General features: G+C 71.5%; 16 protein-coding genes. 9 read left to right on the top strand and 7 right to left on the bottom strand.

The genetic code is table 11. The features are described from left to right. The first annotated feature begins 100 nt into the window (after positions 1 to 100). Both chpH and ACFT32_RS36890 read left to right on the top strand, forming a co-directional pair. A complete protein-coding gene (chpH, locus tag ACFT32_RS36895) occupies positions 101 to 334 on the top strand; it encodes a chaplin ChpH (protein WP_030608446.1) in 234 nt (77 codons plus the stop codon). 131 nt (positions 335 to 465) lie between these two features. Next, positions 466 to 1308, top strand: a complete 843-nt coding sequence (locus tag ACFT32_RS36890) for a chaplin family protein (RefSeq protein ID WP_382497886.1) — start codon at positions 466 to 468, stop codon at positions 1306 to 1308. A gap of 91 nt (positions 1309 to 1399) precedes the next feature. Here ACFT32_RS36890 and ACFT32_RS36885 read toward each other — a convergent pair whose 3' ends face one another. Then, positions 1400 to 1588, bottom strand: a complete 189-nt coding sequence (locus tag ACFT32_RS36885; protein WP_010045410.1) for a DUF5703 family protein — start codon at positions 1586 to 1588, stop codon at positions 1400 to 1402. Between the two features lie 47 nt (positions 1589 to 1635). Here ACFT32_RS36885 and ACFT32_RS36880 point away from each other — a divergent pair, with 47 nt between their 5' ends. Continuing rightward, positions 1636 to 2352: a hypothetical protein gene (locus ACFT32_RS36880; RefSeq protein WP_382497884.1), complete on the top strand. Its 717-nt coding sequence runs from the start codon at positions 1636 to 1638 to the stop codon at positions 2350 to 2352. A 62-nt stretch (positions 2353 to 2414) separates the two neighbouring features. On the opposite strand, the gene ACFT32_RS36875 is transcribed toward ACFT32_RS36880, so the two are convergent. Both ACFT32_RS36875 and ACFT32_RS36870 read right to left on the bottom strand, forming a co-directional pair. After that, the gene (locus ACFT32_RS36875) at positions 2415 to 4583 is read right to left on the bottom strand and encodes a helix-hairpin-helix domain-containing protein (protein ID WP_382497882.1); all 2169 of its coding nucleotides are present in this window, start codon (positions 4581 to 4583) and stop codon (positions 2415 to 2417) included. Then, a complete protein-coding gene (locus ACFT32_RS36870) occupies positions 4580 to 5566 on the bottom strand; it encodes an aldo/keto reductase (RefSeq protein ID WP_382497880.1) in 987 nt (328 codons plus the stop codon). The genes ACFT32_RS36875 and ACFT32_RS36870 overlap by 4 nt, the downstream gene beginning before the upstream one ends. A 112-nt stretch (positions 5567 to 5678) precedes the next feature. Between ACFT32_RS36870 and ACFT32_RS36865 the strand changes: the two genes are divergently transcribed. Together ACFT32_RS36865 and ACFT32_RS36860 are read left to right on the top strand one after the other, a co-directional pair. Then, positions 5679 to 6734, top strand: coding sequence for an LLM class F420-dependent oxidoreductase (locus ACFT32_RS36865; RefSeq protein ID WP_382497878.1), 1056 nt, complete (start codon positions 5679 to 5681; stop codon positions 6732 to 6734). Between the two features lie 231 nt (positions 6735 to 6965). Further along, the gene (locus ACFT32_RS36860) at positions 6966 to 7754 is read left to right on the top strand and encodes a ferritin-like domain-containing protein (RefSeq protein WP_382497876.1); all 789 of its coding nucleotides are present in this window, start codon (positions 6966 to 6968) and stop codon (positions 7752 to 7754) included. A gap of 11 nt (positions 7755 to 7765) precedes the next feature. On the opposite strand, the gene ACFT32_RS36855 is transcribed toward ACFT32_RS36860, so the two are convergent. Next, a complete protein-coding gene (locus ACFT32_RS36855; protein ID WP_382497874.1) occupies positions 7766 to 8761 on the bottom strand; it encodes a magnesium and cobalt transport protein CorA in 996 nt (331 codons plus the stop codon). A 61-nt stretch (positions 8762 to 8822) separates the two neighbouring features. Between ACFT32_RS36855 and ACFT32_RS36850 the strand changes: the two genes are divergently transcribed. From ACFT32_RS36850 to mshC, 4 genes are all read left to right on the top strand, one after another. Then, positions 8823 to 9509, top strand: coding sequence for a histidine phosphatase family protein (locus ACFT32_RS36850; RefSeq protein WP_382497872.1), 687 nt, complete (start codon positions 8823 to 8825; stop codon positions 9507 to 9509). A 78-nt stretch (positions 9510 to 9587) separates the two neighbouring features. Then, positions 9588 to 10178: a DUF3090 domain-containing protein gene (locus ACFT32_RS36845; RefSeq protein ID WP_382497871.1), complete on the top strand. Its 591-nt coding sequence runs from the start codon at positions 9588 to 9590 to the stop codon at positions 10176 to 10178. Continuing rightward, positions 10142 to 10972 (top strand): SCO1664 family protein, encoded by an 831-nt coding sequence (locus tag ACFT32_RS36840; RefSeq protein WP_382497869.1) that lies wholly within the window; start codon positions 10142 to 10144, stop codon positions 10970 to 10972. Before ACFT32_RS36845 ends, ACFT32_RS36840 begins: the two co-directional genes overlap by 37 nt. A gap of 94 nt (positions 10973 to 11066) precedes the next feature. Continuing rightward, positions 11067 to 12296, top strand: coding sequence for a cysteine--1-D-myo-inosityl 2-amino-2-deoxy-alpha-D-glucopyranoside ligase (gene mshC / locus ACFT32_RS36835; protein WP_382497867.1), 1230 nt, complete (start codon positions 11067 to 11069; stop codon positions 12294 to 12296). 65 nt (positions 12297 to 12361) lie between these two features. Here the strand turns inward: mshC and ACFT32_RS36830 are convergent, their stop codons facing one another. The 3 genes from ACFT32_RS36830 to ACFT32_RS36820 all read right to left on the bottom strand — a co-directional run bounded on the left by ACFT32_RS36830 (position 12362) and on the right by ACFT32_RS36820 (position 15951). After that, a complete protein-coding gene (locus tag ACFT32_RS36830; protein ID WP_382497865.1) occupies positions 12362 to 13384 on the bottom strand; it encodes a PAC2 family protein in 1023 nt (340 codons plus the stop codon). A gap of 157 nt (positions 13385 to 13541) precedes the next feature. Further along, positions 13542 to 14213, bottom strand: coding sequence for a FadR/GntR family transcriptional regulator (locus ACFT32_RS36825; RefSeq protein ID WP_184597459.1), 672 nt, complete (start codon positions 14211 to 14213; stop codon positions 13542 to 13544). Between the two features lie 121 nt (positions 14214 to 14334). Further along, positions 14335 to 15951 carry an FAD-dependent oxidoreductase gene (locus ACFT32_RS36820; protein WP_382497862.1) on the bottom strand — a complete coding sequence of 539 codons (1617 nt, stop codon included), beginning with the start codon at positions 15949 to 15951 and terminating at the stop codon, positions 14335 to 14337. Between the last annotated feature and the right edge of the window lie 7 nt (positions 15952 to 15958).

Genomic DNA, 15958 nt, shown 5'->3' with positions numbered 1-15958 from the left:
GGAAGAGTGAATGCGACCATAAGCTCGTAGCCTCATTACTCCCTCCTCGTTACAGGTAATGCGATCGCAAGATGGGTCGCTTTGCCAACTAGGAGGAATAATGATCAAGAAGGTCGTCGCTGCTGCGGCTGCCACCGGTGGGCTGGTTCTCGCGGGCGCGGGCCTGGCCGTCGCCGACTCGGGTGCCCAGGGTGCCGCCGTGCACTCCCCGGGTGTCCTGTCCGGCAACGTTGTTCAGGTGCCCGTTCACGTCCCGGTGAACGTCTGCGGCAACACGGTCTCCGTGATCGGGCTGCTGAACCCCGCCTTCGGCAACACCTGCATCAACAAGTGATGCTTTCCCCTCGCTGAGGGGAGCTCAAAAGCCATCGGTCCCGGAGCGCGTGCCATGCGCTCCGGGACCGAACGCTTCTTTCGAGTAATTCGAGAAGAATTCGAGACAGGGCCGAAGGTAGGTATTCAGCAATGCGACAGGTCACCCGCAAGGGTCTGATGACCGTGGCGGCCGCGACCGGCGTGATCGCCGCCGCGGGCGGCTCCGCTTACGCCGACTCGGGCGCGCAGGGCTCCAGTTCGGGCTCGCCCGGCGTGCTCTCCGGGAACACGGTGCAGGCGCCGGTGCACGCGCCGGTCAACGTCTGCGGCAACACGGTCAACGTCATCGGTGTCCTCAACCCGTCGGTGGGCAACTCGTGTGCCAACAAGGGCGGTGGATCGTCCCCGGGCGGCCACGGCGGCTCGCACGCGGGCGGCCACGCCAGTGACTCGCCCGGCGTCGGCTCGGGCAACCACGTCCAGGTGCCGATCCATGTGCCGGTGAACGCCTGCGGCAACAGCGTGGATGTCATCGGCGTCGGCAACTCCACCACGGGCAACGACTGCGCGAACGGCTCCGGCGGGCATCACACCGACCCGCCCGGCGGCGGATACGAGACGCCGCCCGGGCAGCCGGGGAACCCCGGTGAGCCGGGGGAGCCCGGCAACCCGGGTGAGCCGGGTGAGCCCGGCAATCCTGGTGAGCCGGGGAACCCCGGTGAGCCTGGCAACCCGGGTGAGCCCGGTAACCCGGGTGAGCCCGTCAACCCCGGTAACCCGGGGGAGCCCGGCAACCCCGGTGAACCCGGCAACCCGGGCAGCCCCGAGAACCCCGGGAACGAGCCGGGCGGCCAGTTCGTCACCCAGCCCAAGGGCGACGCCCAGCTCGCGGAGACCGGCAGCAGCCTGCCGCTCGGCCTCACCCTGCCGGCCGGTGCGGGCGCGCTGCTGGCGGGCGCGATCCTCTACCGCAAGGCGCGTGCCTCGGCCTGACACCTGCGGCAAACACCCAGGCAAACGGAGCGGGCCCCGCCGATGCGGGGCCCGCTCCCGTGTATGCCTTCTCCCGGTGCGCCGTCTCAGCTCACCACGTGGCCCGCACCTGGCGGATGATCCGCCGGCGCAACCGCACCTTGCGGCTGCCGTCGCGCAGCAGGCTCAGACGGTGCAACTCCCAGTGTCCGTACTCGGCGTGGTCCGTCAGCAGACGTGCCGTTTCCTTGCGGGAGACCCCACGAGGTACGTACACGTCGACAAATTCGTATTCCGGCATCGCATCTATTGTGCGGGCTGGGGCCTGGTACGGATAGCGTCTGCACTATGTCTGATGCTGCGCAGCCCACCGCTGCCGAGGTACGCGCCGCCGCCGAGGCGGTCAAGACCGCGCTCGACCGCCACCTGGCCGCGGTCGAAGGCAGGTCGGGTGAGGACGACCCGGCCGTCTACGAGGCGTTCAACCAGCTGGCCGCGGCCGCAGAGGTGTACGACGAACTGCTCTACGACCGCTATGACGAGGTCACCCCCTTCGAGATCCCCGGTGCGGAGGACGCGCTGCCCCCGTACGCGGGCCCCGAGGAACCGAACGCGCTGAGCGTACTGATCCGCCGCGACTACGCGGTGGCGGAGCCACAGCGTCTCCTGGCACAGGCGCAGCGGATCGAGGCCGCCGAAGGCGAGGACGGCCCGGCCGCCTCCGGGACGACCCATGGCGCGCTCGGCCTGCTCTTCGGCGAGTTCGAGCCCGACGAGATCGCCTCCCGGCACAAGGAGTTCGGACTCGAGGAGGGCGACTCCACTCTCTGGGTGATGGCGGCGGACGAACCGGCCGAACCCGGAGAGTGGCTGGAGGCCCCGTTCGAGCAGGTCGACCCGCAGCAGGTGGTCTGCCGCTTCGACGTCAGCGCCGTGTTCGACGACGTCGAGGACGACGATGTCGAAGAGGACGAAGAGGACGACGATGGGGAGGGCCTGGAGGAGGGCCTCACCGACCTGGACGAGGACGAGGACCTGGAGCGCCTGGACGCGGACCGCCGCTGAGCGCACACGCCGGCCACCCGACGGCGGTGGTCACGGGGACTGCCCCGTGACCACCGCCGTCGTCAGCTTCCGTCGACCTGCGGAGCGAGCAGCACCGGAAGCCGGGTCGTCCGGGGCTTCGCCGGAACCTCGGCCACGGCCTTGGGCAACGCCTGTTCCACCCCGTGCACCACGGACAGATGGCGGTCGGCCCGCCCGAACGCCGTGTACACCCAGGGCCGGCTGAGCGTCTGCGCGGCATCGCCGGGCAGTACCACGACCACCGCGGGCCACCGGCTCCCCACCGCCTGGTGCGCGGTCAGCGCCCACCCGTGCCGTACGGACTGCTCGACCCGCTCCTTCGGTACGACGACGTCCTCGCCCTCGCACGACAGATGGAGCCCCTCGGCGTCCGCCTTGACCACACGGCCCGGCAGCGTACGGCCCGGCGTGGGGGAGTGGACGATCCGGTCACCGGGGTCGAAGCCGCCGAAGCGGCCCGGGCCCGGGTTGAGCCGCTCCTTCAACGCCGTGTTGAGCGCGCGGGTGCCGACGGCGCCGCCGTGTCCCGGTGTGATCACCTGAGTCTCCTCGGCCGGTACGCCGATCGCCCGCGGCACCGAGTCGACCACGAGCTGCACCGCCCGGTGCACCGCCTCGCCCGCGTCCCGCACCGGCACGATCACGACCTCCTTGCCGGGGGCCTCGACCGGGTTCAGCTCGCCGATGCCGATCCCCGAGACCAGCTCGCCCAGCGGCCCCGGGTCCGGCCGCCGCGAGGCGACCTGCGGGCAGATCCGCGCCGCGAGCAGATCCGCGAACACCCGGCCCGGCCCCACGGACCACAGCACCGCGGGGTCCCCGGCCAGCACCAGCCGCGCCCCGTCGGGCAGCGACTCCGTCAGCAGCGCCGCCGTCTCGACGTCCAGCTGCGGCGCGTCGAGCACGACGAGCAGATCGAGATCCAGCGCCCCCTCGGCATCCCGGCCGGGGCCTTCGAGGCCGGCGAGCAGCCCGGAGACGGTGGCGACGGGGGAGCGGCCCTCATCCGCCGCGCCCTCATCCGCCGCGCCCTCCGGGCCGGAGCGCAGCAGAGCCGCGAAACGGTTCCGGCCGATCGGGCCATGGGCGGCCGCCCAGGCGCGCAGCCCGAGGGAGTGCGCGGCGGTCAGCAGCGCGGCCGGTTCGGCCAGGGACGCCTCCGCGCCGGTGTGCAGGACCAGGCCATGACCGGCGACCGCGCGGAGCAGCTCACCCGCCGATCCCTGGGCCGCGGCGGCGAGCCGTTCCCACTCCTCGGCCGAACCGTCCTGCTTGGGCGCCGAGTTGACCAGCCGGGCCAGACCGTCCGCCAGGCTCTCCTCCGCGAGCGCGTACCGCTCGAGCCCGACCAGGACCCGGACCGGGCGCTCCTCGTCCTCCTCCGAGCCGTCCTCCTCCGAGTCGTCCTGCTTCGCCCGGGCCGGCGCACCGGTCTCCTCCAGGGCGTCCTGGAAGACCAGCGCGTCGCCCTCCGCGATCGTGTCCTGCACGGCGCTGTCGGGCTCCGGCACGCCCCGCTGCGCCAGGGCCGCGAGAAGCGCCGGCATCTCCAGGGCGGTGTGCCCGGCCAGCGCGGCCTGCTCCAGGAGCCAGACGGTGACGGCCCGGCCCCGTCGCTCGTCGTCCGGGCCGCACTCGGCGCCGAGCAGCGCCCGCGCGAATCCGTCGGCCTGCTCGGGCCGCACACCGGCGACCCGCAGCAACTGCCAGGGGTCCGCGCGCAGCCGCTCGTCCGCGCCCTCGCCGAGTGCCTCGGCCACTTGCGGCGCGAGCGTGTCCGGGGCACCGCCCTCGCCGAGCACACGCAGGACGGCCCGCACCGCCTCCGGAGCGGGTGCCGAGGACGCGGCGACGGTCTCGGCCGGCACCGGCCGCGGTGGCCGTACCGGCTCGGGAGCGGAGCGCCGGGGGGCGGGCGCGGGCTCTGCGAACACCGCGGCCGCCGGCTTCTCACCGCTCTCCACGGCCCGTACGGCGGCGAGCAGATCGGCGGCCTTGCCGCTCAGCTTGGTGCCGCTCTCGATCGGCGCCTGCTTCTCGGCCTTCCGCTGCTCGATGCGCTCCCGCTCGGCCTGCTGGGCCCGCAGCTCGGCCTCGGCCTCGGACACCTGGCCGGCAGCGGCCGCGTCCCCTTGGGCCTCCTCGGTCTCCGCACCACCGGTCGGCTTCCCCGGCTCGGCGTCCTCCGTGGTCTCCGGCTCCGTGCTCACAGCGTGCTCCAGTCGTGATCGGGATAGCGGTGCACGGGCGCCGACACATCGTCGAGCGCCCGGCAGATCTCGTCAGGAAGACTAAGGGCCTCCACTGACAACGCGGCCGTGAGCTGCTGCGCGTTGCGCGCGCCGACGACGGGGGCGGCCACGCCCGGCCGGTCACGGACCCATGCCAGGGCCACCTGGAGCGGCGTCACCGCGAGGCCGTCGGCCGCGGTCGTCACGGCGTCCACGATGCGGCTCGCCGTGTCGTCGAGGTACGGCGCGACGAACGGGGCGAGGTGCTCCGAGGCGCCGCGCGAGTCCGAGGGCGTCGTGTCGCCCCGGTACTTGCCCGTCAGCACCCCACGCCCCAGCGGGGAGGACGGCAGCAGTCCGATGCCCAGGTCCAGCGCGGCCGGCAGCACCTCGCGCTCGACACCGCGCTGGAGCAGCGAGTACTCCAGCTGGGTGCCCGCCAGCCGGGTCCGGGTGCCGGGGGAGGCGAGCTGCCAGGTGGCGGCCTTGGCCAGCTGCCAGCCGCAGAAGTTGGAGACCGCGGCGTAGCGGGCACGTCCGCTGGTGACCGCGAGGTCCAGGGCCTGGAGGGTCTCCTCCAGCGGGGTGTCCGGGTCGAAGGCGTGCACGTGCCACAGGTCGACATAGTCGGTTCCGAGGCGGGAGAGCGAGGCGTCCAGCGCGGCGAGCAGATGGCCACGCGAGCCGTCGAAGCGGCGGTCGGGGTCCGGTACGCTGCCGGCCTTGGTCGAGATGACCAGGTCACGGCGGGGCACCAGGCCGTCTATGAGTCGGCCTAGCAGGTACTCGGCCTCTCCGTCGCCGTACACGTCCGCGGTGTCGACGAGGGTCCCGCCCGCTTCCCAGAACGTCTTCATCAGGTCCGCGGCGTCGTGCTCGTCGGTGTCCCGCCCCCAGGTCAGGGTGCCGAGCCCGATCCGCGACACACGAAGGCCGGTGCGGCCGAGATGCCTCTGCTCCATGAACGCCGAGATTACTGGCCAGAACCTACGGTGTGGGGGGCTGTGGACGACCGATTTCCGCGCGCTATGGTCTGCGGACAAGGCACGTTACTGATGGGTAAGGGGAATCGGGATGCAGCTCGGTATCAACCTCGGCTACTGGGGTGCCGGCATGGACGCGGACAATCTGGCCGTCGCCCAGGAGGCCGACCGGCTCGGATACGACGTCTGCTGGGCCGCCGAGGCCTATGGATCCGACGCCGCCACCGTACTGACCTGGGTCGCCGCCCAGACCGAACGGATCGACGTCGGCTCGGCCATCTTCCAGATCCCGGCGCGCCAGCCCGCGATGACCGCCATGACGGCCGCCACCCTCGACTCGCTCTCCGGCGGCCGCTTCCGCCTCGGCCTAGGCGTCTCCGGGCCGCAGGTCTCCGAGGGCTGGTACGGCGTCAAGTTCGACAAGCCGCTGGCACGCACGCGTGAGTACGTCGAGATCATCCGCAAGGCCATGACGCGCGAGCGCCTGTCGTACGAGGGTCAGCACTGGACGCTGCCGCTGCCCGGCGGTCCGGGCAAGCCCCTCAAGCTGACCGTGCACCCGCAGCGCGAGCACATCCCGCTGTACATCGCCGCGATCGGCCCCAAGAACCTCGAGCAGACCGGCGAGATCGCCGACGGCGCCCTGCTGATCTTCCCCTCCGCCGACCACCTCGAGGACACAGCGATCCAGTACCTGCGGGCCGGCCGGGAGAAGGCGGGCAAGACCCTCGACGGCTTCGACATCTGCCCGACCCTGCCCCTGGCCCTCGGCGACGACAAGGACGTGACCACGCTCGCCGACACCTTCCGCCCCTACACCGCGCTGTACGTCGGCGGCATGGGCAGCCGCAAGCAGAACTTCTACAACCAGCTCGCCCAGCGCATGGGCTACGAGAAGGAAGCCGCCGAGATCCAGGACAAGTACCTGTCCGGCGACAAGCAGGGCGCCGCGGCCGCCGTACCGCACGACCTGATCGACAAGACGACCCTGCTCGGTTCCGTGGAGCGCATCGCGGACCGGATGAAGGCCTACGCTCAGGCCGGTGTCACCACGCTCACCCTGGCCCCGGCGGGCTTCACGCTCGACGAGCGGATCGCGTCCCTCCGCGCCGGCACGGAGGCCCTGGAGCGCGCCGGGCTCGCCTGACACGGCTGAAGCCCGACGGAGATTTCTGCGGCCGTGGTGGGGGCTCGGGGGGTCTTCCCCGCCACGGCCGTCACGCAGAACAACGCGGGGAGCCGCCGACGGTTACGTCCTCCATTTGGCGGAGTTGTCCGTCGCACCTGTTGCAGCACCGTGCGGCCCGCACTTGACTCGTTCTTTGCGGAAACTGCGGAATCCTGCAGCACGCGCACGCGCGCGGGAGAGGTGCCCACGATGCTTTCGGCCAAGAGTCTGTTCCAGGAGATCCTCGCCAACGACGAGTCCTTCGCCCTGTTCTGCTCCATCGCCGCGAGCGGCGAGTCCCAGGGCGGCTGGGAGAACGCCCGTATCGCCGCGCTCGTCCCGGAGAGCGAGCGAGAACTCGCCCCCAAGATCACCCGCCACGGCGCCGACGAGGACAAGCACGGGCGGATCTTCAACGCCCTGCTGAAGAAGCGCGGCCTCGACCCCGTCCCGGTCCCGCCGGAGACCGACTACACGATGCTCCTGGAGAAGAACGGCATCGGCCTCGCGCACGAGCAGCTCAAGCGCGACGAGCGGCTCGCGGTCCGGGACATCGTCACGTACCTCTCGCACAGCAGGGTCACCGAACAGCGCGCCTCCGAGCAGATGGACCTGCTCCGCAAGCACTTCGCCGACGACCCCGACATCGGCCGCGCGGTCAAGCAGATCTCCAACGACGAGGACAACCACCTCGCCTACTGCCACGAGGAATTGCTGCGCTTCGCCTACGCGGGCCACGGCCGGGTCATCCAGCGGACCCTGCGCGAGTGCGCGCTCGCCGAGATCCGGATCTACCGGGACGTCAGCCTCGCGGTCATGGCGAACATGGGGCGCATCCTGGGCTGGCCGAAGGCCAAGTCGGCGATGCTGGCGGCGGGCATCCACGCGGTGTACGCCTACGAACGGCTGGGCGGCTGGCGCCGGATGGTGTCCCTGGAGATGCCCGAGCGCCGCGACGCGCTCGGCGGCCCGGCCTCCACGGCACCCGAGTTCGCCTGAGCCCACCCGGTCTACAGCCACCCCCGGCGCTTGAACAGGCGGAACACCAGCACCTCCAGGACGACCATCAGCATGATGAGAACCGGGTAGGACCACTCCCAGCGCAGCTCGGGCATGTGCTCGAAGTTCATGCCGTAGATCCCCGCGACCATCGTGGGGATCGCGGCCATGGCCGCCCAGGCGGAGATCTTCCGCATGTCGTCGTTCTGCCGGACGCTCATCTGCGCCAGATGTGCCGAGAGGATGTCCGACACCAGCCGGTCCAAGTTCTCCACGGACTCGTTGACGCGCGTGAGGTGGTCGCCGACGTCCCGGAAGAAGGGCCGGGCCCGGTCGTCCACGAACGGCACCGTCACACCGGACTGCGCCGTGCCCGCCAGCCGGCTCACCGGCAGGGCCAGCGGCCCGGTCGCCCGGCGGAACTCCAGAACCTGGCGCTTGAAGGCGTAGATCCGGGACGCGGTGTTCCGCGAGCCGCCGTCGAGCGGTGAGAACACCTCCGTCTCCAGCCCCTCCAGGTCGGCCTGCAACTCGATCGCGACGTCCAGATAGTGGTCGACGGTGGCGTCGGCGATCGCGTACAGCACGGACGTGGGCCCGTTGCCCAGCAGCTCCGGCTCGTGCTCCAGCCGGTGCCGTACGGCCTTGAGCGGGGCGCCCTCGCCGTGCCGGACGGTGACCGCGAAGGAGTCGCCCAGGAAGATCATGATCTCGCCGGTGGAGACGGTGTCGCTCCGCGGCTCGTAGACCACCGGCTTGAGGACCACGAAGAGCGAGTCGTCGTACACCTCCAGCTTGGGCCGCTGATGGGCCTTGAGGGCGTCCTCGACGGCCAGCGGGTGCAGGCCGAACTCCCGGGTGACATGGTCGAATTCGCGCTCTGTCGGCTCGTGCAGCCCGATCCACACGAAACCTCCCGCCCCACGGGCCTCACCCAGGGCGTCGGAGAAGTCCTCCGGCCCCTCGGTCCGGTGTCCGTCGCGGTAGATGGCACAGTCGACGATCACGAAGCGAGTCTCCCGTCACTCGAACGACACCGTACGCGCGCGTGCGCCTACGCTGGATCGCATGCCCACGTTGATCCTGGTCCGGCACGGACGTTCCACCGCCAACACCGAGGGACTGCTCGCCGGCTGGACGCCCGGCGTGGCCCTCGACGAACGCGGCGCCGCGCAGGCCGCCGCGCTGCCCGGGCGGCTCGCCGAACTGCCCCTCGCCGAGATCGTCGCCAGCCCGCTCCAGCGCTGCCAGGAGACGATCGGGCCCCTTCTCGAGGCCCGGCCGGATCTGCGCCCGCACACCGACGAGCGCATCGGCGAGTGCCACTACGGCGACTGGTCCGGGCGCAAGCTCGCCGAGCTCAAGGACGAGCCCCTGATGGAGGTGGTGCAGGCGCACCCGTCCGCGGCGGCCTTCCCCGGCGGCGAGTCGATGCGGGCCATGCAGACCCGTGCCGCCGAGGCCGTGCGCGAGTGGAACGCGCGCGTGGAGCGCGACCACGGCGCCGACGCCGTCTACCTCATGTGCTCGCACGGCGACATCATCAAGTCGCTCGTCGCCGAGGCACTCGGACTTCATCTGGACCTCTTCCAGCGGATTTCCGTTGAACCGTGTTCCATCACCGCGATCCGTTACACACGACTGCGACCGTTTCTCGTCCGCCTCGGCGACACCGGCGACTTCACGTCCCTGGTGCCGCGCGAGGAACCGCCGGGCGACGACGCCCAAGTCGGGGGTGGTGCGGGCGCACCGTGATCGTCCGCCGCAGTAGGGTGAAGCGGTCGCAGCAGTGCCGTGGTCACACGGCCCCCACGATTCCAATGGAGACAGGACGTGTCCCGTCAGGTGTTCCTCTACGACCATCCGGAGCGTTTCGTGGCCGGTACGGTCGGGCTGCCCGGACGCCGTTCGTTCTTCCTCCAGGCCACCGCCGGCTCCCGGGTGACCAGCGTGGCCCTGGAGAAGACCCAGGTCGCCGCGCTCGCCGAGCGCATGGACGAACTGCTCGACGAGGTCGTACGCCGTAGCGGCGGCAGCGCCTCCGTCCCCGCCGTCGCACCGACGGAGATCAACGACAGCGCCCCGCTGGACACCCCCGTCGAGGAGGAGTTCCGGGTCGGCACCATGGCGCTCGCCTGGGACGGCGACGAGCAGCTCATGATCGTCGAGGCGCAGGCGCTCGTGGAGCTCGACGCCGACTCCGAGGAGGACCTCGCCGAGGCCGAGGAGCGGCTGCTCCAGGACGAGGAGAACGGGCCGCCGATGCTGCGGGTCAGGCTCACCGGCGCGCAGGCGAGGGCCTTCGCCAAGCGCGCCCTCGACGTCGTCAACGCCGGGCGGCCGCCGTGCCCGCTGTGCAGCCTCCCGCTCGACCCGGAAGGACACGTATGTCCGCGCCAGAACGGATACCGCCGCGGAGCGTGACACCTCCTGACGACCCCGCCGAGCTGCTCGCCCGGGGCGAACTCACCGTACGCGGCCGCATCCGTGACGCCTCCAACGCCGCCCTGTACTGCTCGGTGTCCTACGACGGCCGGGAAGCGGCCTGCGTCTACAAGCCGGTCGCCGGGGAGCGGCCCCTGTGGGACTTCCCCGACGGGACCCTCGCCCAGCGCGAGGTCGCCGCGTACGAGGTCTCCGAGGCGACCGGCTGGGGCCTCGTACCGCCCACCGTGCTGCGCGACGGCCCCTACGGCGAGGGCATGTGCCAGCTGTGGATCGAGGCGGTGCCGGACGCCGAGCTGCTCGCGCTGGTCGACGGGGAGGAACCCGAACCGGGCTGGAAGGCGATCGGGTTCGCCGAGGTCGGCGAGGGACGTACCGCGCTGCTCGTGCACGCCGACGACGAGCGGCTGCGGCGGCTCGCGGTGCTGGACGCCGTGATCAACAACGCCGACCGCAAGGGCGGGCACCTGCTGCCCACGGGCGACGGGCGGTTGTACGGGATCGACCACGGCGTGACCTTCAACGCGGAGAACAAGCTGCGGACCCTGCTGTGGGGCTGGGCGGGGGAGCCCCTCACCCGGGAGGCCGCCGACGTCCTCGAGGGCCTCAGAAAGGATCTGGCCGAGGGCGGGGCCCTCACCGCACGGCTGGAACCGCTGATCACCGCCGCCGAGATCGACGCCGCACGCGCGCGGGTCGGTGCGCTCCTCGCCTCGGGGACGCATCCGGAGCCGAGTGGGGAGTGGCCGGCGATTCCCTGGCCACCCGTGTAGGAGCACAGAGGCCGAGATCGCGCAAGAACGCCTTCTCGGCCGTCCGGACCGCTCCCATTCGTATATGGAACTTCAGTCCGGTTACGCTCATGACATGCATGCCTGGCCCGCTTCCGAGGTCCCCGCCCTGCCTGGTCAGGGCCGCGACCTGAGGATCCACGACACCGCGACCGGCGGCCTCGTCACCCTCGACCCCGGTCCCGTCGCCCGTATCTACGTCTGCGGCATCACCCCGTACGACGCCACCCACCTGGGACACGCGGCGACGTACAACGCGTTCGACCTCGTGCAGCGCGTGTGGCTCGATACCAAGCGGCAGGTTCACTACGTCCAGAACGTCACCGACGTCGACGATCCGCTCCTGGAGCGGGCGCAGCGCGACGGTATCGACTGGGCCGCCCTCGCCGAGAAGGAGACGGTTCTCTTCCGCGAGGACATGACGGCCCTGCGGATGCTGCCGCCGCGGCAGTACATAGGCGCCGTCGAGGCGATACCCGGCATCATCCCGCTCGTCGAGCGGCTGCGGGACGCGGGCGCGGCCTACGAACTCGAAGGGGACGTCTACTTCTCCGTCGAGTCCGACCCGCACTTCGGCAAGGTCTCGAACCTCGACGCCGAGGCGATGCGGCTGCTGTCCGCCGAGCGCGGCGGCGACCCGGACCGGCCGGGCAAGAAGAACCCCCTCGACCCGATGCTCTGGATGGCGGCCCGCGAGGGCGAGCCCAGCTGGGACGGCGGATCGCTCGGGCGCGGACGGCCCGGCTGGCACATCGAGTGCGTGGCCATCGCCCTCGACCATCTCGGCATGGGCTTCGACATCCAGGGCGGCGGCTCCGACCTCGCCTTCCCGCACCACGAGATGGGCGCCTCGCACGCCCAGGCCCTCACCGGCGAGTTCCCCATGGCCAAGGCGTATGTGCACGCCGGCATGGTCGCCCTCGACGGCGAGAAGATGTCCAAGTCCAAGGGCAACCTGGTCTTCGTCTCCAAGCTCCGGCACGACGGCGTCGACCCGGCCGCCATCCGGCTCGCGCTGCTCGCCCACCACTACCGCGCCGACTGGGAGTGGACCGACCAGGTCCTCCAGGACGCCGTCGCCCGGCTCGGCCGCTGGCGTGCCGCCGTGTCCCGGCCCGACGGCCCGCCCGCGGAGGCCCTCGTGGAGGAGATCCGCGAAGCCCTCGCGAACGATCTGGACGCCCCTGCCGCGCTCGCCGCGGTCGACCGCTGGGCCGCCCTCCAGGAGGAGAGCGGCGGTACGGACATCGGCGCACCCGGTGTCGTCTCCCGCGCGGTGGACGCGCTGCTCGGCGTGGCGCTCTAGCCGTAGACAGGCAGAAGGGGCGTCTCCCGGCCGGGAGACGCCCCTTCTGCCTGTGCATGCGCGGCTCAGTCCTCCGACGACTCCTCGTCGTCCGTGCCCGGCTTGGGCTGGGACGGGGACTCCCCGTCGTCCGTGCCCGCCTTGGGCGGCTTCGGCGGTCGGGTACGGCCGCTGGGGCTGTCCCGCAGATACGACGTGCTGTCGCTGCCGTCCGCCGTGGCGTGTCCGCCGGAGGCGGTCGGTCCGCCGCCGTCCCGGCGTCTCAGATAGCGCTCGAACTCACGCGCGATGGCCTCGCCCGACGCCTCCGGCAGCTCGGCGGTGTCCCGGGCCTCCTCCAGCGACTGGACGTACTCGGCGACCTCGCTGTCCTCGGCGGCCAGCTGGTCCACTCCCACCTGCCAGGCGCGCGCGTCCTCGGGCAGCTCGCCCAGCGGGATGCGCACATCGATCAGGTCCTCCAGGCGGTTCAGGAGAGCCAGCGTGGCCTTCGGGTTGGGCGGCTGCGACACATAGTGCGGCACCGCAGCCCACAGCGAGACGGCCGGTACGCCCGCGTGCGTGCACGCCTCCTGGAGGACGCCCACGATGCCCGTGGGGCCCTCGTACTTGGTCTCCTCCAGGTCCATCCGGCGGGCCAGGTCGGCGTCGGACGTCGTCCCGCTGATCGGAACCGGACGCGTGTGCGGGGTGTCGCCGAGCAGGGCGCCCAGGACGACCACCAGTTCCACCCCCAGTTCGTGCGCGAAGCCCAGCAGTTCGTTGCAGAACGAGCGCCACCGCATGGACGGTTCGATGCCCCGCACGAGAACGAGATCGCGCGGCTTGTCCCCGCCGACCCGGACCACCGACAGCCGTGTCGTCGGCCAGGTGATCTTGCGGACGCCCGCTTCCATGAACACCGTGGGGCGGTTCACCTGGAAGTCGTAGTAGTCCTCGGCGTCCAGCGCCGCGAACACCTCGCCCTTCCATTCCCTGTCCAGATGCGCGACCGCGGTGGAGGCGGCGTCGCCGGCATCGTTCCAGCCCTCGAACGCGGCCACCATGACCGGGTCGACCAGCTCGGGAACCCCCTCGAGCTCGATCACCCAGTGCCTCCTTCCGACGTACCCTCGCGAACGCCCCAACCTTACGGCGTGCCAAGGGGGCGCCCGCAGCCCCCTCGCAGGGGGAGTGACCCCATCACTGCCCCGCGACGCACTCCTGAACACCCCGGATTCATCCGAGCTGTCCGTGAGGCTCCGGTCACAGCGTGGAGCGCAGCCACTGCTCCACGCTCGCGATGTGCACGGTCGCCCACGAGCGCGCCGCCTCGGCGTCCCGGTCGCGCAGGGCGGCGAGGATCGCCCGGTGCTCGCGCAGGGTGCGGGCGACGGCGTCCTCCTGGGTGAGGCCGCGCCAGATCCGCGCCCGGGTGGTGGGGCCGGACAGCCCGTCGAGCAGCGAGCACAGCACGGAGTTGCCCGAGCTGTGCACGATGCCCCGGTGGAACTCCAGGTCGCAGGCGACGAGATCCTCCACGGACGGGGCGTCGCCGAGCTTGTCCAGCTGGGCCGTGAGCGCGTCCAGCTGCTGCTCGCTGATCCGCAGCGCCGCCATGGCCGTCGCGGCCGGCTCCAGGATGCGGCGTACGGCGAGGAACTCCAGGACCGTGTCGTCGCGGTGGAAGTCCACGACGAAGCTCATGGCCTCCAGCAGGAGTTGCGGATCGAGGCTCGTCACATACGTGCCGTCGCCCTGCCGGACGTCCAGGATCCGGATGAGGGACAGCGCCCGTACGGCCTCCCGCAGCGAGTTGCGGGACAGGCCGAGGTCGGCGGCGAGCTCGCTCTCCTTGGGCAGCCGGTCGCCCGGGCGCAGCGCGCCGGAGACGATCATTCCCTTGATTTTCTCGATCGCCTCGTCGGTGACTGCCATGGCCGGCCTCCTGTCGCTTAAGACCTCCGACGTATCACGTCATTATGCGGCCACGGAAACGGGGAAGGGGCGGCTCCGTCGGCGGGGAGCCGCCCCTTCGTGCACGGGGCCCGTATCGCGCCTACTTCTTGTCGAGCAGGTCCTGGACCTTGGCGCGGACGTCGTCCGTGGCCAGGCCGCGGATCGTCAGCGTCGTCCGGCGGCGCAGCACGTCGTCCTGCGTCTCGGCCCACTCGTGGTCCCGGGCCCAGGCGACCTGCGCCCAGATCTCCGGGGCGTCCGGGTGCACGCGCTCGGCGAGCTCCGGGTTGTCGTTGGCCATGCGGGCGATGTCGAACGCCAGCGAGCCGTAGTGCGTGGCCAGGTGCTTGGCGGTGTCGGCGCCCATCCGGGGGCCGGGCGCCGGGCGGTCGGTGAGCAGCCGGTGGGCGACCGCGCGCGGGTTGGCGATGCCGGGCAGCGGCAGCTTCTTCGGCAGCGAGCTGATCGGCTCGAAGTCGTCGCCCAGGGGGTGGCCCGGCAGCGACTCCAGCTTCTGCATGATGGTGCGGCCGATGTGCCGGAAGGTGGTCCACTTGCCGCCCGCGACGGACAGCATGCCGCCCCGGCCCTCGGTCACGACCGTCTCCCGCTTGGCCTTGGAGGTGTCGCCGGGGCCGCCCGGCAGCACCCGCAGGCCCGCGAAGGAGTAGGTGATGAGGTCGCGGCTCAGCTGCTGGTCGCGGACGGAGAAGGCGGCCTCGTCGAGGATCTGGGATATGTCCTTCTCGGTGACCGAGACATCCGCCGGGTCGCCCTCGAACTCCTCGTCGGTGGTGCCCAGCAGCAGCATGTCCTCCCAGGGGAGGGCGAAGGTGATGCGGTACTTGTCGATCGGGGTGGCGAGCGCGGCCTTCCAGGGGGAGGTGCGCTTCAGGACCAGGTGCGCGCCCTTCGACAGCCGGATGGACGGCGCCGCCTTCGGGTCCTCCATCTTGCGCAGGTGGTCGACCCACGGGCCGGTCGCGTTCAGCACCAGCCGGGCGCTGACACCGAACTCGTCGCCGGACAGCCGGTCCTTCAGCTCGGCCCCGGTGACCCGGCCCTGGGTGAAGCGCAGGCCCGTCACCTCGGCGTGGTTGAGGACGACCGCGCCCGCCTCCACGGCGCCGCGGACCGTCATCAGCGCCATGCGCGCGTCGTTCATCTGGTCGTCGCCGTACACGGCCACGGCCTTGAGGTTCTCGGTGCGCAGCTCCGGCACGTCCTGCGCGGCCTTGGCCGGCGAGAGCAGATGTCCGACGCCGTCACCGAACGCGGAGAGCGCGGAGTAGGCGAAGACGCCCGCCCCGAGCTTCGCCGCGCCGTGCGGTCCGCCCTTGTACACCGGGAGGTAGAAGGTGAGCGGGTTCGCCAGGTGGGGGGCCACCTGGCGCGAGACCGCACGGCGCTCGAAGTGGTTCTCCGCCACCAGCTTCACCGCGCCGGTCTGCAGGTAGCGCAGACCGCCGTGGAGCAGCTTGGAGGAGGCGGAGGATGTGGCACCGGCGAAGTCGCCGGCGTCGACCAGAGCCACCCTGAGGCCGGACTGCGCGGCGTGCCAGGCGGTGGAGATGCCCAGGATGCCGCCGCCGATCACGAGAAGGTCGTACGACGCCTTGGCGAGCTGCTCCCTGGTCTCGGCTCGGCTCGGGTTCGAGCCGGAGGCCGGGTGCGTCCCCAGGGCAGGCACGGACTGCAGGGTGGACTGAGTGGTCATGCTGTTT

The sequence above is a fragment of the Streptomyces sp. NPDC057002 genome, from assembly GCF_042673825.1.
In the GTDB taxonomy this organism is placed as follows: Bacteria; Actinomycetota; Actinomycetes; order Streptomycetales; family Streptomycetaceae; genus Streptomyces.
Note: the sequence above shows the minus strand (reverse complement) of the source record. Positions and strands in the feature narration are given on the sequence as shown.

What these genes read in the sequence shown, in the direction of transcription:
- chpH (WP_030608446.1), top strand. Translation starts at nt 101, where the DNA reads ATGATCAAGAAGGTCGTCGCTGCTGCGGCTGCCACCGGTGGGCTGGTT.
- ACFT32_RS36890 (WP_382497886.1), top strand. Translation starts at nt 466, where the DNA reads ATGCGACAGGTCACCCGCAAGGGTCTGATGACCGTGGCGGCCGCGACC.
- ACFT32_RS36885 (WP_010045410.1), bottom strand. Translation starts at nt 1,588, where the DNA reads ATGCCGGAATACGAATTTGTCGACGTGTACGTACCTCGTGGGGTCTCC.
- ACFT32_RS36880 (WP_382497884.1), top strand. Translation starts at nt 1,636, where the DNA reads ATGTCTGATGCTGCGCAGCCCACCGCTGCCGAGGTACGCGCCGCCGCC.
- ACFT32_RS36870 (WP_382497880.1), bottom strand. Translation starts at nt 5,566, where the DNA reads ATGGAGCAGAGGCATCTCGGCCGCACCGGCCTTCGTGTGTCGCGGATC.
- ACFT32_RS36865 (WP_382497878.1), top strand. Translation starts at nt 5,679, where the DNA reads ATGCAGCTCGGTATCAACCTCGGCTACTGGGGTGCCGGCATGGACGCG.
- ACFT32_RS36860 (WP_382497876.1), top strand. Translation starts at nt 6,966, where the DNA reads ATGCTTTCGGCCAAGAGTCTGTTCCAGGAGATCCTCGCCAACGACGAG.
- ACFT32_RS36850 (WP_382497872.1), top strand. Translation starts at nt 8,823, where the DNA reads ATGCCCACGTTGATCCTGGTCCGGCACGGACGTTCCACCGCCAACACC.
- ACFT32_RS36840 (WP_382497869.1), top strand. Translation starts at nt 10,142, where the DNA reads ATGTCCGCGCCAGAACGGATACCGCCGCGGAGCGTGACACCTCCTGAC.
- mshC (WP_382497867.1), top strand. Translation starts at nt 11,067, where the DNA reads ATGCATGCCTGGCCCGCTTCCGAGGTCCCCGCCCTGCCTGGTCAGGGC.
- ACFT32_RS36825 (WP_184597459.1), bottom strand. Translation starts at nt 14,213, where the DNA reads ATGGCAGTCACCGACGAGGCGATCGAGAAAATCAAGGGAATGATCGTC.
- ACFT32_RS36820 (WP_382497862.1), bottom strand. Translation starts at nt 15,951, where the DNA reads ATGACCACTCAGTCCACCCTGCAGTCCGTGCCTGCCCTGGGGACGCAC.